16 protein-coding genes are annotated in these 15,349 nt (G+C 50.2%); 6 read left to right on the top strand and 10 right to left on the bottom strand.

Translation table 11 applies throughout. The features are described from left to right. Positions 1–203 precede the first annotated feature (203 nt). The 5 genes from rplU (at position 204) to ABGI61_RS00910 (ending at position 3,050) form a co-directional block, all read left to right on the top strand. Positions 204–512, top strand: a complete 309-nt coding sequence (rplU, locus tag ABGI61_RS00930; protein ID WP_040551912.1) for a 50S ribosomal protein L21 — start codon at positions 204–206, stop codon at positions 510–512. 15 nt (positions 513–527) lie between these two features. Next, positions 528–785 carry a 50S ribosomal protein L27 gene (rpmA, locus tag ABGI61_RS00925; RefSeq protein ID WP_008220951.1) on the top strand — a complete coding sequence of 86 codons (258 nt, stop codon included), beginning with the start codon at positions 528–530 and terminating at the stop codon, positions 783–785. A 163-nt stretch (positions 786–948) separates the two neighbouring features. Further along, the gene (gene cgtA, locus ABGI61_RS00920) at positions 949–2,106 is read left to right on the top strand and encodes an Obg family GTPase CgtA (protein WP_347595477.1); all 1,158 of its coding nucleotides are present in this window, start codon (positions 949–951) and stop codon (positions 2,104–2,106) included. A gap of 9 nt (positions 2,107–2,115) precedes the next feature. Next, positions 2,116–2,607 (top strand): type 3 dihydrofolate reductase, encoded by a 492-nt coding sequence (gene folA / locus ABGI61_RS00915; RefSeq protein ID WP_347595474.1) that lies wholly within the window; start codon positions 2,116–2,118, stop codon positions 2,605–2,607. Between the two features lie 62 nt (positions 2,608–2,669). Then, on the top strand, positions 2,670–3,050 hold the full coding sequence (locus tag ABGI61_RS00910; protein WP_347595471.1) for a DUF3718 domain-containing protein: 381 nt from the start codon (positions 2,670–2,672) through the stop codon (positions 3,048–3,050). Positions 3,051–3,134: 84 nt separating this feature from the next. On the opposite strand, the gene ABGI61_RS00905 is transcribed toward ABGI61_RS00910, so the two are convergent. The 7 genes from ABGI61_RS00905 to ABGI61_RS00875 all read right to left on the bottom strand — a co-directional run bounded on the left by ABGI61_RS00905 (position 3,135) and on the right by ABGI61_RS00875 (position 11,759). Next, positions 3,135–5,147, bottom strand: coding sequence for a methyl-accepting chemotaxis protein (locus tag ABGI61_RS00905; RefSeq protein WP_347595468.1), 2,013 nt, complete (start codon positions 5,145–5,147; stop codon positions 3,135–3,137). Between the two features lie 77 nt (positions 5,148–5,224). Further along, the gene (locus tag ABGI61_RS00900) at positions 5,225–6,025 is read right to left on the bottom strand and encodes a symmetrical bis(5'-nucleosyl)-tetraphosphatase (RefSeq protein ID WP_347595465.1); all 801 of its coding nucleotides are present in this window, start codon (positions 6,023–6,025) and stop codon (positions 5,225–5,227) included. Further along, positions 6,025–6,402 (bottom strand): Co2+/Mg2+ efflux facilitator ApaG/CorD, encoded by a 378-nt coding sequence (apaG, locus tag ABGI61_RS00895; RefSeq protein WP_347595462.1) that lies wholly within the window; start codon positions 6,400–6,402, stop codon positions 6,025–6,027. Before apaG ends, ABGI61_RS00900 begins: the two co-directional genes overlap by 1 nt. Further along, a complete protein-coding gene (rsmA, locus tag ABGI61_RS00890) occupies positions 6,399–7,211 on the bottom strand; it encodes a 16S rRNA (adenine(1518)-N(6)/adenine(1519)-N(6))-dimethyltransferase RsmA (protein ID WP_347595459.1) in 813 nt (270 codons plus the stop codon). The genes apaG and rsmA overlap by 4 nt, the downstream gene beginning before the upstream one ends. Then, the gene (pdxA, locus tag ABGI61_RS00885) at positions 7,204–8,199 is read right to left on the bottom strand and encodes a 4-hydroxythreonine-4-phosphate dehydrogenase PdxA (RefSeq protein WP_347595456.1); all 996 of its coding nucleotides are present in this window, start codon (positions 8,197–8,199) and stop codon (positions 7,204–7,206) included. The genes rsmA and pdxA overlap by 8 nt, the downstream gene beginning before the upstream one ends. Further along, complete coding sequence (gene surA / locus ABGI61_RS00880; RefSeq protein ID WP_347595453.1) at positions 8,200–9,489, bottom strand: peptidylprolyl isomerase SurA; 1,290 nt, start codon at positions 9,487–9,489, stop codon at positions 8,200–8,202. 11 nt (positions 9,490–9,500) lie between these two features. Continuing rightward, the gene (locus ABGI61_RS00875; protein ID WP_347595450.1) at positions 9,501–11,759 is read right to left on the bottom strand and encodes an LPS-assembly protein LptD; all 2,259 of its coding nucleotides are present in this window, start codon (positions 11,757–11,759) and stop codon (positions 9,501–9,503) included. Positions 11,760–11,919: 160 nt separating this feature from the next. Between ABGI61_RS00875 and djlA the strand changes: the two genes are divergently transcribed. Beyond that, a complete protein-coding gene (gene djlA / locus ABGI61_RS00870; RefSeq protein ID WP_347595447.1) occupies positions 11,920–12,726 on the top strand; it encodes a co-chaperone DjlA in 807 nt (268 codons plus the stop codon). Here the strand turns inward: djlA and ABGI61_RS00865 are convergent. From ABGI61_RS00865 to ABGI61_RS00855, 3 genes are all read right to left on the bottom strand, one after another. Continuing rightward, positions 12,721–13,458, bottom strand: coding sequence for a DUF3530 family protein (locus ABGI61_RS00865; protein WP_347595444.1), 738 nt, complete (start codon positions 13,456–13,458; stop codon positions 12,721–12,723). The genes djlA and ABGI61_RS00865 overlap by 6 nt on opposite strands. 92 nt (positions 13,459–13,550) lie before the next feature. After that, positions 13,551–13,889: a hypothetical protein gene (locus ABGI61_RS00860; protein ID WP_347595441.1), complete on the bottom strand. Its 339-nt coding sequence runs from the start codon at positions 13,887–13,889 to the stop codon at positions 13,551–13,553. A gap of 227 nt (positions 13,890–14,116) precedes the next feature. After that, positions 14,117–15,199: an OmpA family protein gene (locus ABGI61_RS00855; RefSeq protein ID WP_347595438.1), complete on the bottom strand. Its 1,083-nt coding sequence runs from the start codon at positions 15,197–15,199 to the stop codon at positions 14,117–14,119. Positions 15,200–15,349 lie beyond the last annotated feature (150 nt).

The following is a 15,349-nucleotide window of genomic DNA, read 5'->3' as shown; positions in this document are numbered from 1 at the left end:
CAACTGCTTAAACCTAACAATGGCGCTAATTCTACACTAAGGGCCGATAAGTCCCAAAGCAAAACCGGATCCTTTTGTTTAAGCGGTGATCTTTTTTTTATTTCTACTTGCGGGGGTAGGGGAAATTGCGTACAATTCGCGCCCTGTGAATTGAATTAACACGCCCCTTATCAAGCGATGGCGTGCTTTGTACGGAGTTAACTATGTACGCGGTTTTCCAAAGTGGTGGTAAACAGCACCGTGTGACGGAAGGTCAAACTCTTCGTCTAGAAAAACTAGACTTAGAAACCGGCGCAACAATCGAATTTACACCGTTGATGGTCGCTAACGGCGAAAACATCTCTATCGGTGCACCTTTAGTTGAAGGTGGTAAAGTAGTAGCGGAAGTGGTCACTCATGGCCGTGGCGATAAAATCAAAATCGTTAAGTTCCGTCGTCGTAAGCATTCACGCAAGCAGATGGGCCACCGTCAGTGGTTCACTGAAGTGAAAATTACCAGCATCAGCGCGTAATAGGAGTATCGACACATGGCAAGTAAGAAAGGTGTAGGTAGCACCCGTAACGGTCGCGATTCAGAAGCTAAACGCTTAGGTGTTAAGCGCTTCGGCGGTGAGTCTGTTTTAGCTGGTAGCATCATCGTGCGTCAGCGTGGTACTAAATTCCACGCTGGTACTAACGTAGGTATCGGTAAAGACCACACTTTATTCGCTTTAACTGAAGGTAAAGTGAAGTTTGAAGTGAAAGGTGAGCACAACCGTAAGTTTGTGAGCATCGTCAGCGAATAAGCTGCACACATTCAACTAAACCCCGCCTGGTGCGGGGTTTTTTATTGCTAAGCTGCTATCAGCGTGCCGAGATGGCGTTTTTCGACAAGGCTTACCAAGCTACGTTATACTTAGCGCCAGTTAATAAAAGCTGGTTCAAATCTGATTAATCAGGACGCACCCGATGAAGTTTGTAGATGAGGCGATAATCCGCGTAGAAGCCGGTGACGGCGGTAACGGCATTATCAGTTTTTTACGTGAAAAGTTTATTTCTAAGGGCGGCCCCAACGGTGGTGACGGTGGCGATGGCGGAGATGTGTATCTGGTCGCCGATGAAAACCTCAACACCCTGGTCGATTATCAGTTTGAGAAATTTCACCGTGCTGAGCGTGGTGAAAACGGCGGCAGTGTTAACTGTACCGGTAAACGCGGTAAAGATTTAGAGCTACGGGTGCCGGTTGGTACCCGCGCAGTAGATGTTGATACTGACGAAGTGCTGGGCGATCTCACCCGCAATGGCCAGCGTTTACGGGTTGCCAAAGGTGGTTGGCATGGCTTGGGTAATGCCCGTTTTGCCAGTAGCACTAACCGGGCGCCGCGCAAAAAGACCAATGGTACGCCAGGTGAAATCCGCAATCTGCGTTTAGAGCTGTTGTTATTAGCCGATGTTGGCTTGTTAGGCTTGCCTAATGCCGGTAAATCAACCCTGATCCGCGCCGTGTCTGCCGCTAAACCTAAGGTAGCCGATTATCCTTTTACCACCCTGGTGCCTAACTTAGGCGTCGTGCGGGTACAGTCACATCGCTCTTTTGTGATAGCCGATATTCCGGGTTTGATTGAAGGTGCGGCCGAGGGCGCTGGCTTGGGTATCCAGTTTTTAAAGCATTTAGAGCGTTGCCGGCTGTTATTGCATGTGGTGGATGTGCTGCCAGCTGATGGCTCAGATCCGGCCGAGAATGCGGTTACCATCGTTAACGAGCTGGCCAAATACAGTGCCAAGCTTGCGGCTAAGCCACGCTGGCTGGTGTTTAATAAGCTTGATCTGGTGATGGAAGATGAACTGGAAGAAATCATCGCCCAGGTCACCAGCGCGCTGAACTGGGACGGCCCGGTGTTTAAAATTGCGGCTGCCAGCCGCACTAATACTGAGCGCTTATCGGCAGATATTCTGAATTACATTGAGCAGTTACCAGTGGAAAAGGCCGCCGAGCCAATTGCTGATCCGGTGAATTTCAAATGGGATGATAGCCCGACCGATATTCAGCCGGTTATAGATGAAGACGACGACGATGACGACTTTGACGACGATGATTACGACGTTGAAGTGATCTATCAGCGTTAAGGGCTGGCTATGATCATTTCCTTAGTCGCGGCTATGGCCGCTAACCGGGTTATCGGTAAAGATAACCAAATGCCCTGGCACTTACCGGCCGACTTAAAGCATTTTAAAGCGGTGACCTTGGGTAAGCCTGTGGTGATGGGCCGTAAAACTTTTGATTCAATTGGCCGGGTGTTACCCGGCCGGCGCAATCTGGTGATAAGCCGCACGCCGCCAACCGATAATCGCGGCGCTGAGTGGGTAAATAGCCTGCTACAGGCGCTTGAGCTACTGCAAGGGCATGACGAGGTGATGATTATCGGCGGTGGCGAGATATATCGCCAGGCGCTGCCACTGGCGCAGCGTTTATACCTGACCGATATTGATTTAACGACTGAAGGGGATGCATTTTTCCCGGATTATCATACCGCGGCAGACTGGCAGTTAGTGCAGCAAAGCGAACATCCGGCAGATGCACAAAACCCCTATCATTGTTATTTTCGAACCTGGCAACGCCAAGGCTGAGTTTGCACCTGTTAACACAACTTGCTAAGATGATTCAGTCGAAATTCAGCAAGGAGTAGTACATGAGATTATTGCCAACTTTGTTTTGTGGTGCTGCCGTAAGCGTGTCGCTGTTAATGGCACCGGTTGCGTTAGCAGATGATCAGTTAGCTGCTTCTATGTGTGATTACGTGGCGGCCGATGATAAAAACCGGTTGCGTAAGGTATTGAGTGATTACCGTCTGCGCTTACGTAACATCTATGATGGTGTGGTGTGTAATGGCGAGACTCTTATTCGTCATGCCTTTAAAAGTAATGCGGCGGATGTCGGGGAGTTTATCGTAAAACAGTTACCCGGCTCTTCTGTAGCCGGCTCAGGTGATATTGCCTGGGCAGAAGCTAACGGCTTTGGTGCATCGCCACTGTTGGCGGTGTTAAAAGCCCGTGCCGGTGAAGGTGATTAAGCTGAAAAGCGGTCAGCGCTAAGCAATAAAAAATCCGCCTGCCGGCGGATTTTTTATTGCTTATTATTTATTCGCATTAGCGCTTTAGACTTTAAACTGCTCTACTGACACCCGCAACTCTTCGGCCAAACGCGCCACTTCATGGCTCGACTCTGACGTTTGCTCGGCGCCAGAAGCTGTTTGCTCGGCAATGGTTACGATAGACTCAAGTAACTTACTGATCTCGTGTGACACTTGATTTTGCTCTTGCGCCGAATCAGAAATTTGCATGCTCATATCGTGCGCCAGATGCACAGCATGTGTAATAGAGTCCAGCGCCTTGGTGGCCACTTCAGTTTTTTCTACGCAGTTTTCAGCTTGTTTCTTGCCTTTGTTCATTGCTTCTACCGCAGCATGAGCACCTGATTGCAGCACCTGAATCATCGCCTGAATTTCTTGGGTAGAAGCCTGCGTTTTGCTGGCCAGCGAACGCACTTCATCCGCTACTACGGCAAAGCCCCGGCCTTGTTCACCGGCACGTGCCGCTTCAATGGCGGCATTAAGTGCCAGCAGGTTGGTTTGTTCGGCGATGCCGCGGATAACATCTAAAATGCTGCCAATTGAAGCACTGTCTTTATGCAGCTTGTTAATGACTTCCGAAGCCTGTTCAACCTCATGCGACAGCTGCAGGATAATGGCTTTGTTTTCCAGTGAGATACCTTTAACACGCTCGGCTTCATTATCAGCGTTTTTAATCTCCGCCACGGCATCGTTCGAGCTTTGTAGCACGCCCTGAGCCGTACTGCTCATTTCAGTAGTCGCTGTAGCGGCCTGAGTTACCTGAGATTTTTGCTCACGGATAGCCTGAGTGGTTTGCACCGTAATGGCTGAGGTTTGTTCTGAGGCAGCAGCCAGTTGAGTAGAGCGGGAAATAATACCCTGAATAAGCTGCTGTAAGCTGGCAATAACTTTATTGCAGTTACGCGCCAGCTCACCAAATTCGTCCTGGGCTTTATCGTCCAGCTTTTGCGTCAGATCGCCCGATGCCACTACACCCAGGATGGCATTCACCTTATCCAGCGGGTTTTTAATGCTTTTTACCGTGATATAAGCAATAACCACTGCCAGCAGTATTGATACCACCACAACAATAAAAATGGTGGTAATGGCATTAGCAACGCCATTAGCTGATTCCTGCTGTATCGTCTCTGCTGCAGTGCGGGCCTGCGATAATAAACCTGCCAGACTGGCCATTGCAGTAGTCGTTTGCTGTTCGGCCTGCGCCAGTAAACCGGTTGCGTTGGCAATGCCTTGCAGACGCTGCATTTTCAGCGTGACTACGCTGTTGCTACCTGACAGCAAGCTATTCAGTTCAGTCACTTTTTCTGCCATATCGGCTACCAGTGCCACCTGGCCTGCAGTATCACTTTCAATAACGGCAAATTGGTCGTTTAACTCTTTTAAGCGAAAGCCGATTTCGTTACCTATGGTGTTCGCCGTGCTGTCTGAGGTGGTGCGATTCAGATCAACCACATTGCTGACCAGGGTGTTGATACCGGTTTCTATATTAGTAGCAGCCTTGTATGCATTCGGAAAGCGGCGCTGCACATCTCTGACATCGGTAAAGTCCAGAATGAGCGATGCCATATCATCAGCGTTCATTTCGACATCAGCAATTTTACTGTCGATACTATCACGTAACTGCAGGTTGGTTTTGAGCTGACTGAACAGGGCGCTGCTGACAGGGGTGAAGGCATCATAAGATTTAGCCACTTCGGCGGCAGCGCCTTTCAGCTGAGCATTATCCTGCACGGCGCGGGCCAATTGCGTTGAGGCCTGCTGATAACGTTGTTGCTCAGTGCTGAACTGCTGCAGTAACTGATCAACCTCATTCAGCTCAGTGGCATTAAACGCCTGTAGGCTGAGCTTGCTCATGATGACGAATTCACTTTGCATCTGAGCACTGTTTTCCAGCGCAGGTATAGAGACCTGATTTACTTCGGCGGTAGAGCTGCTAATGTTGCTCAAACTGATATAGGCAGTAGCGCCGATAAGCAGCAGGAGCAGTGAAATAATACCAAAGCCACCGATAATCCGTAATGCAACGGTTAACTTCATAATAACTCCCATTTTAGTACGGTACGTGCAGGCCAACGCGCTGCACCAGAAAGCTGTTACCTAATATACAGGCTTCGCTAAACACCTGCCACACTATAGCGCTGCTGAGTTTCAATACAATACGCCGTCAGGGCATTACCCCAGACGCAACCTGTATCCAGCGCATGAATATTCGCTACCGGACTATAACCGTTTAATGCTGCCCAGTGGCCAAAAAATAGCTCGGTGTCCAGCCGGTTGCGCCAGAATTCATACCAGGGCACCAATGCCGTTTGGCTACGTGGATGGCCCTTTTCTTTTAACTCTAATGAGCCGTCCTGGCGGCAGAAGCGCATCCGGGTGCAGGCATTGATGGTAAAACGCCAGCGCTGCACCTGGCTATGCGCGTCGCTAAAGCGCTCGGGTTTGTTGCCATACATTATTTCCAGCAAAGGTTGTGGTGCTGTCTGTAGCTGTTGCTGTATTTCAGCCGTTAATAACAGTGCTTGTGCCAGGCTCCACTCAGGCGCGAGCCCTGCGTGTACCAGAGTCTGGCGTCCATCACTGCTTTGATGTAACAAAGGTTGCTGACATAGCCAATGGATCAGCTCATCACGCTGTGTGCTGGCAAACAGGCTTTGCAGTTTATCCTGAGGTTTGGGCTGGCTGATACCATAATGACAGGCGATTAAATGTAAGTCATGGTTGCCCAGCACCGTGACTGCCGACTTACCTAATCCTTTAACGAATTTAAGGCACTCAAGCGACTGTGGGCCGCGCGCGACAAGGTCACCACAGAACCACAACTGGTCATTACTATCGTCAAATCTGATGCGTTCTAACAAGCGTTGCAGCGCATCATAGCAGCCCTGCAAATCTCCAATAACATAGGTTGCCATTAGTTAAGAATATTAGGCATAGCCAGACGAAATAGCGGAATGGCTGCCACAAACGGCTGCTGACTGGCATCAACCATTTCATAATGGCCTTGCATGGTGCCTACCGGTGTATCCAGCACAGCACCACTGGTATAGCGGTAACTGCTGCCCGGTGCCAGTGTCGGCTGCTCTCCTACGACGCCGTCGCCGGCGACTTCGGTTTGCTTACCGTTGGCATCGGTAATTAACCAGTAGCGGCGTAACAGTTGCACTGTGGTGTCGCTGTGGTTCGTGATGGTAATGGTATAAGCAAACACGTAGCGTTGTGCTGCCGGATCAGACTGAGCGGCAATGTAAAAGGTCTCTACCGATACCGGTACATTGTAATGTGAGCTCATGATTGGCTCTCTTGCTGATGTAACCAGGTGGCGACAGTAACAAAATCCTCGACACTAAGCTGTTCAGGTCTTAATGATGGGTTAAGCCCAAGCTGCTCAAGCTGTTCGGCGCTGGCAAAATTGCTAAAACCATTGCGGATGGTTTTACGCCGCTGATTAAACGCTTCCAGACAGACCCGGTTAAGCACTTCTGCCGGCACCTTGGCGCGCTCAGCGACGGGTTTTGGCAGCAGGCGCACGACGGCAGAGTCTACCTTGGGGGCCGGTTTAAACGCGCCCGGGCCTACTTCAACAACCGGCATCGCATGACAGTAGTACTGCGTCATAATACTTAAGCGACCAAAGGCTTTGCTGCCGTGGCTGGCAGTCATGCGATCGACGACTTCTTTTTGTAGCATAAAATGCATATTTTCAATTAAGTCTGCGTATTGGAACAGATGAAACAACAACGGCGTAGAAATGTTGTACGGCAGATTACCGAACACTTTTAACTTTTTACCCTCGTGTAGCAGTGTGGTGAAGTCAAACTTCATCGCATCAGCTTGATGAATGGTCAGTTTGCTGGCCAGTTGCGGATGCTGGCTTAAGCGCTCGGCCAAATCCCGATCCAGCTCTATCACGGTAAGATGGCCAGCCAGCTCAGCGACCGGCTCGGTCAGCGCGCCCAGGCCAGGGCCAATCTCCACCAGAATATCATCGCTTTTGGGAGCGATGGCTTTAACAATACGGCCGATCACTACAGGGTCATGTAAGAAATTCTGGCCAAAGCGCTTACGGGCGCGGTGACCCTGGTGTACATTGTCAGTCATGGATGTTTGTCGTTTTAGTGGCCAGGCTAATGGCCTGGTTTAGGGCATGGAATAAACTACCGGCATCTGCTTTGCCGCTGCCTGCCAACTCGAGCGCCGTGCCGTGGTCAACTGAGGTGCGAATAAGTGGCAAACCCAGGCTAATATTAACCGAGCGACCAAACCCCATATGTTTAAGTACCGGCAGACCCTGATCGTGGTACATCGCCAGAACAGCATCGGCATCCTGCAGGTATTTCGGCTGAAACAGGGTATCCGCCGGCAGTGGGCCTATCAAATCCATACCGGCTTCGCGCAGTTGCTGCAGAGTCGGGCTAATAATGTCCAGCTCTTCACGGCCTAAGTGGCCATCTTCACCAGCATGAGGATTGAGGCCACAGACATAAATACGGGGGTTTGCAATAGCAAATTTCTGTTGCAAGTCCTGATGCAATATCGTCAGTACCTTCGTCAGCCTGTCGGTAGTAATAGCTTTGGCTACATAAGCCAGCGGTATATGGGTCGTTGCCAGCGCCACGCGCAGGCCTTCAGTGGCCAGCATCATCACTACATAAGGGGTGTTAGATTGCTGAGCAAAAAATTCGGTATGGCCGCTAAAGGGAATGCCGGCTTTGTTAATAATGCCTTTGTGTACCGGTCCGGTCACGATAGCATTAAACTCACCACTGATACATTTTTCACCGGCAAAAGTAAGCGTATCAATAACATAACGGCCGTTGGCGGCGTTTAAGCTACCTGCGGTTACAGGTTCGGCAAGGCTGAAATCGGCTAACGTCAGGCTGCCGGCATGTTGTGGCCGCGGTAAGCTACTGGCATCATAAGGCGTTAACTGCAGCGGCAAGCCCAGCTGAGCCGCCCGCTCACTAAGCAGCTGGCCATTTGCGCATACTACCAGCTCTGCTGGCCAGTCTTGCTGAGCCAGCTTGATCACCAGATCCGGGCCTATACCGGCCGGCTCTCCGGGCGTTATGCCGATACGCAATGTCATTTAATTCTCCGCTAACACTTCAATGTGGGCTTCAGCGCGCAGTTCACGCTGGAAGTTGGTAGCCTCTTCATTGTAGCGACGGTTGAAAATCATCCGGTACACCTGCTCGCGCTTTTTATCTGCAGTGGCATCTACCGTACGTTTATCAAGCACCTGAGCAATATGCCAACCATGCTCGGTGCGAAATGGCTCGCTGATTTCGTCAATCGCCAGGCGGTTTAACGTATCGCGAAAGGCTGGCACGAAAATACCTGGCTCACTCCAGCCCAGCTCACCACCATTAAGCTTTGAACCTGGATCCTCTGAATGTTGTTTTGCCAGTTCAGCAAAATCGGCCTCTCCGGCACGTACTTTAGCGGCAAAGTCGGCCAGCATAGTGCGGGCGCGCTCTTCACTTAAAATAATCGACGGCTTAATCAGAATATGGCGCGATTTAACTTCATTGATGGCCGCAACGTTTTCACCTCGAATGTCGAAGATGGTCAAAATATGAAAGCCAGCACCTGAGCGCAGCGGACCAATTAAGTCGGTTTTTTTGCGGCCGCGGATCGCTTCAGAGAACAGGGTGGGCATTTCATTGATATTCATCCAACCCAAATCACCGCCTTCCAGCGCATTGGCGCCTGAAGATGACGCAATTGCAATGCGTTTAAAGTCACTGCCGTCGCGTAAAAGCTGCATCACTTTATCAGCACGCTCTTTGGCATCATTGATATCTTCGGTGGTCGCCTGGCTTGGAATGGCAATTAAAATATGGCCAATATTGTATTGCTCATTGCTGGCACCTTGCTCTTCCATCAGCTTTATGACGCTGTCAATTTCTTGCGGGCTGATATAAATGCGGCGCTGCACGTTAGCCCGCATCACTTCGCCGGTAATCATCTCTTCACGCAGCCGCTCACGAAAACGCTCATAGTCACCTTCTTCTGCTACCACTTGCTGGCGGAAGGCTTCCAGCGACAGATTCTCGCCCTGGGCGATATTACGGATAGTGTCGTCAAGCTGCGCATCGCTGATTTGCAGACCCATGCGTTCGGCCATTTGCAGCTGTAAGCTGTTCAGAATTAACCGCTCCATGGCCTGGGTGCGCAGTGCCGCGTCTGAGGGCAGGGTCTGGCCTTGTGCTTTAGCATTGCGCTTTACCCGCTCGACGATGTCGTTGACATCGCTTTGTAATACCACACCGTTATCCACTATGGCGGCGACACTGTCGATTTCACGCTCAGCTGCCAGGCTGGCAACGCTGGCACAACACAACAAGGTTGTGGCGACGAGTTGAGATAACTTCATAAATTCCTACATCAATTAGTTAATAAATAAGGCCGACGGTAGCTGAATATACCGTTAGACAGCATGTCGGTAACACCAAAACCAGCCCGATCGCCAAAGCCTTTTAATACAAACTGCAGTCCGATACTGGTGTCCAGGCCACTGGCCTGACTGAAATTGTCCAGTGGTAATTCAAGGTCGGTCAGGATCTGCCGCTTTGCGACCAACCGCACTGCCCAACAACATGACTCATATTGTAAGCCGATAGTGGCATCTATCATACGATGATTTGTTACATCACGATAGTAACTGCCCACCAGCTGCCAGTTGTCGGCAATGGCGGTGGTGCCCAGCACACCTAACTGCTGAATTTCCAGTCCTGAGACTGCCCGGCTGTATCTATGGTTCAACTGGAATAAACTTTTGTCGCTGGCCCGGTAATCCAGCGCCGCGCTGCTTTTCATCAGTTGGTCATTGTCGATATCGTATTGCAGCGCACTGCTGAAGTACCATTTTTCAAACCAGTGCCAAATAAGCTCAGACGCTAACATAGACTCGGCGGAGCTGATGTCATCTGCGCCTGCTGTGGCGCTGTCAGGTGTCTCCATAAAGAAGATTTGGCCCAGACTAAAGCGGAACAGCTCATTGTCGGCACTGTCGTAAAAACGGTTGGTCCAGCCAACGGTGACCTGGTTGGCTTCGTTGATGCGGTCTATACCCGAGTAGCGGTTGGTGCGGAATAAGCCGTGAAAGTCATCCTGCAAACGGGCACTGTCATACAGGCCAATGTCAGTTTGATCCCGATACGGAATGTACAAATATTGAATTTGTGGTTCAAAGGTTTGCAGGGCATTCTCGCCAAACCAGTCGTACTCGCGTTCTAAATTCAGCCGCGAGTAAAGCCGGACCTTGGGTACAGTGCGGCTAACGGAACTTACCACGTCACTTTGCTGCTCGGCTGCAGTTTGCTGATAATAGGTATACAGCAAACTGGTCTCTGCGGTTAACTCAAAAGCCGGCGTAATAAAGGGCAGTGTCAGCGTAGGTTCCAGGTGCAGACGGTCAGCATCAGTAATCGCCGCGGTGCTGTTGCGAAAATGGGCGTACTGCGCCTGCCAGGAAAAATCCAGCCAGGAAGAGAGGGCAATTGGCGTTGCTGAGGTCAGGCTTAATTCAGGTAGGGCACTATAAGCTTTGCTGTAATTACCCAAAATTTCAAAGCCTTGTACCCTTAACTGCGAATGCACCTGGTCGCCATAAAAACTGAGCGCCGCCTCACGCAGGAGTTGGGTATCACTCTGGTTGGAATAATCTGAGCCCAGCTCTGTCAGGTAAGCGTCATCGCTGACATCAGTAAAATCAACATAACCACGCCACTGCGGGGTAAAGTCGCTGACATGGCTCAGGTGACCCAGATAACGGGCACCAAAATTATCGGCTTTTTCGTTATCAGAGTTTAAATACTCCAGCTGCACATTACCTTGATGCTGCTCGGTCAAATAACGAAATTCAGACTTAAGCTGAGCGCCGCGTTTACTCATGTAGCGTGGGGTTAAGGTCAGGTCATAGTTTTCGGCCAGGTTAAAATAGTAGGGCAGCTCAAAATCGACACCGAGTCTCTGCGAACTACCAAACTTAGGCAGTAATACGCCACTACGACGTGCTTCATTAACCGGAAACGTTACATAGGGCAGGTATAGCACCGGCACATCTTTAATTTTAAATACGGCATTACGGGCTTCGCCCCAGCCTTCTTCGGCTTCAATATTAATGGCGCTGGCATGCAGTGCCCAGCTGTCATCCTGCTCTGGGCAGGTAGTAAACAAGGCATCATTCAGCCGGATGGCATCTGCGCTGGCGATAAGTGCAGTGGCATAACCGCGGCCTGCCTGGTCAATAAACCGGTAACGGGCATCGTCCAGACGGGCACTGTTCTGTTGTAAATTAGCACTAAACATACTGCCGCTAACCTGTAGTGCATGATTAAAGTATTCGATACCACCGTCGGCCTGCATCAGTTGGGTAATACTGCTGTAACGGGCGTTTGGGGCAAGCAGCAGCGTGTCTTTAAAGCTTATCTGTACGTTACCGTTAAAGTTTGCTCTTTGATTGTCGCTTAAATCTACCTGATCTGAGGCGATACGTACCGACGGATCAGTTGGGTTGAGCTGCGCTAGCGCTGGTGGACGCTGCAATGGCTGATAACACATGGCTGGCGGGATCTCTGCATAAGCCAGTGTGCTGGTCGTGACAACCGGAAGAAAAAAAACCACAGCTAACCCATGCTTCATGCAGCTACTCTTGCCTTACTTTAGTTCTAACAGCGATATGCCTACAGCGGACTGGCTATGATAAATCAATTTTAGAAATCCTGCTAATCCGATATAGTAGCGTTATTAATACTGCCCTCTGGCGCAGGGTGTATGCAGCGACAAGCTTAAGGACAGTAAAGTGTGGGGCAAAATTCTTGGTGCCTTATTCGGTCTGGCACTACTTAAACTACCCGGGTTACTGCTTGGTCTGTTAATCGGACATTGGTTTGACCGAACCTTTAAACAGCAATTTGAGCGCCATGGCGGCTTTTCCGGTTTGTTCAGTGATAATGCCGACGAACAGAGTTTGTTCCGTTATACCACCTTCGCCACTATGGGACACATTGCTAAAGCGATGGGTGTGGTGACCAGTGCACATATTCAACAGGCAACGCAGTTCATGCAGCAACTGGGCCTGACGGCACAACAGCAAACCGAAGCACAGGCCGCCTTTCGTGACGGTAAAGCGGTAAATTTTCCGCTACGGCAACAGCTCGGCCAGTTCTATCAAACCTACCGCAGACGTAAAGACGTGTTACAGCTGTTTTTAGAGATACAGCTTAGCACCGCTTGTGTTAATGGCCAGATGACAGAGACGCAATACAGCTTATTACAGCAGGTGGCTGGTTACCTTAATTTCAGTCAGCTACAACTGGAGCTGTTACTGCGGGCCTATCAGGCGCAAAATCGTTTCTCGTCTGGGCCGGCAAAACAGGCAGCCAGCAGCAGGTTGCAAGATGCTTATCAGCTGCTTGGTGTGGCGGAAGATGTCAGTGATGCCGGGCTGAAAAAGGCCTATCGCAAACTGATGGCGCAGCACCATCCGGATAAATTGATGGCGCAAGGCGTGCCTGCTGAAATGCTTGACGTGGCAAAGCGCCGCACGCAAGACATACAGGCCGCTTATGAGCTGATTAAACAACAGCGTCCAAAAGCCTCGTCATAGGCCAATACTACTTAGCCAACCGACAATTTCTTTTTCAACCCACTCTTGTATGTCGGCATGATAGGCCGAGCCGGTCAGCTGCCGCTGCCGGTACACTGCTTTTAATGCTTTGTTGGCTAGTTGTTGGCGGCGTAACAGCTGCTGCGCCACGCGTGGGTTGTCAAACTGGTGCGCCAACTCCAGTGTAGCCACCTGTTGCTGTGCCAGTGCTTCAGCAATGCTGCGGTTTAATTGTGGGTCATTCAGATAAGCTCCCAGCATAACAAAAGCAACCGGCTCGGCAAGCTCGCCATCGGCCAACAGCCGGTTGACCACTGCCGCACTGTTGCCCTGGGCGATAATAATAAGGCTGCCGGGCTGCTTCAGCGCCTGCTGTTGCAAGGCCTGTAACCGGCTGAGCAACCGTTGGTGATAATCGGTCTGGTTCTGGTCGACAAGTGGGGTACTCAGTTCCGGCGGCATCAGCGCCAGCGTATGCCAGCCATGCAGCGGCAGTCGTTGTCGCAAGTGATCAATATGTTTGGGACTGGCCGGGTGTTCACTGGTATCAGGTAATAAAATGGCAGTGCCTTTGGTGTAGCTGGTCAGGGTATCGCGTTGCAGTACCCAAAAATTTTCTTGCTGGGCACTCAGCTGCAGCAGCTCTTCAGCCGGTAGCTGTCGCTGCAAATCCATCAGATTATTTTGTTCGTTGGCCATTGCCGGCAGCATTAGCAGAACTGCAGCCAGCACAACAGCTTGCTTGAAGGACGATGTCATCAAACGCATTCTATACACTTAACTCGAACACCAATAACATGGTGTCGGCTTAGCCGGCGAAAACTTTATCCTTTACTGGCTAGCGTGGTGCCCGAGACGACATACTGGCTAAAGGTAAACAACACTTGCGATTTATAATCGAATTTAATGTAACCCGGTTGCTGCTCCAGTAAGGTGACAGTGGCAGCGTCAGGCAAAATAAAGCAAAATTTGGTAGGTTTAAACTCGACCAATGCTCTGGCCATTTCGCGTAGTTGCGGGTTTTGTGCCAGCCGGGCGGTTTCCGCTTCAGCATTGCAAACATGCGCATTAGCACTTAACGAGACGATAGCAGGTTGTTGTGCTACGGCACTAGCCGTATAGCAGCAAGCTGCGATAGCCAGCAGACGATGATATTTAAGCATAATAAACTCCCACTCCACATTACCGGTATCTGCCTCCTGCGCCAGCGTTGCGGGTAAATTTAACAGACGTGCTGTGATATCATGGCGGCCATCTCAGCACACCAGCAGGGCATGCTAACACAGCTTTTTCGGCTGCGGCACTATAAAAATGCTCGATTGTTGGCAGCATAAAAAAAGCCGCTGATTTTCAGCGGCTTTTTAACAGGTCTTACCTTAGCACAGTACTCTTAGCGAAGTACTGGCTCTTTCACTTTAGCCGTTACTTTAGCTTCAATGCGCTGGTTAGCAGCATGAGCTTCGGCAGTGTTACCTTCCACTCGTGGCCGGGTGACACCAAAGCCAACAGCGGTGATGCGTGACGCCGCGATATTAAAGTCTTTCTTCAGCATGTCAGCCACAGCATTAGCACGACGCTCAGATAAGCGCATGTTATACGCCGGGTTACCGGTGTTAGACGCATGGCCTTCAATTAACACGGTAGACTCCGGGAAACGCTGCATAAAGGCGCCTAGGCTCTCAACATCTGAGCGCTGGCTTTGCGGCACTACGGCTGAGTCGAACGGGAAGCGAACTTCAATGTCGATATCGCCAACAGCGGCCATTTTCTCTTCATACACTGTACAGCCGGTGGCATCCACTTTGTGGTTGGCTGGCGTATCTGCACAGCGGTCCATGGTGTCTACCACGCCATCGGCATCTGAGTCAGCCGGTGCTGCCTGGACAGGAGCAGGGGCTGGCGCTGGTGCAGGTGCCGGAGCAGGCTTAGCGGCTGCAGAGCCAAATGCATAAGTCAGACCCAGTTTAATACCGGCATCGCCGTATGATTCGTCGATACCCTGATAACGGTTCGCCTCAGCGAAGACGCCAAAGTTTTGATTAAAGAAATGTTTGTAACCTACACCCAGGTTTACTGCTGTAGTGGTTTGTATGGCGTCCATCCGGTTTAAACCACCCACTAAATAAACAGAAGACATAGAAGGTAAATGATACATCGCATTGATACCGATGCGATCGCCGTCAGAATCTGAGCCATCTAACTTTGATTTCAGATCCAGTTTGGCAAATTCAGCGCGCAGTGCCCAGTTTTCAGTCAGGTAATAACCTAACTCAAAACCGTAACCCCAATCTTTTTCCATGTAGTTCCAGGCTGCTGACTCGGTTTTATCTGTATCGGGCATGTAGTATTCGCCAAACACTGAGCCAAACACCCGCTCTTTTAAATCAGCGGCGCTAACTGTGTCGGCAAAAGCGGCAGTGCTGAATAACGGAAGTGCGGCAGCAACAGCTAAAAACGTTTTATTAAGTTTCATCCATATCTCCTTAGATTTACCAGACACCTTAATTGCAGATTATTGAATATGCAGATTACTGTGATTAACAAAATACTTTAATAAAAAAGTAGTACAAATTATTTGTTTAACAACATTATGCCACAATGATATACGAGCTAAATGAACGTT

Origin of the sequence: Rheinheimera fenheensis (genome assembly GCF_039871805.1) — a bacterium.
In the GTDB taxonomy this organism is placed as follows: domain Bacteria; phylum Pseudomonadota; class Gammaproteobacteria; order Enterobacterales; family Alteromonadaceae; genus Alishewanella; species Alishewanella fenheensis.
This window is presented reverse-complemented; position numbering and strand designations above follow the sequence as displayed.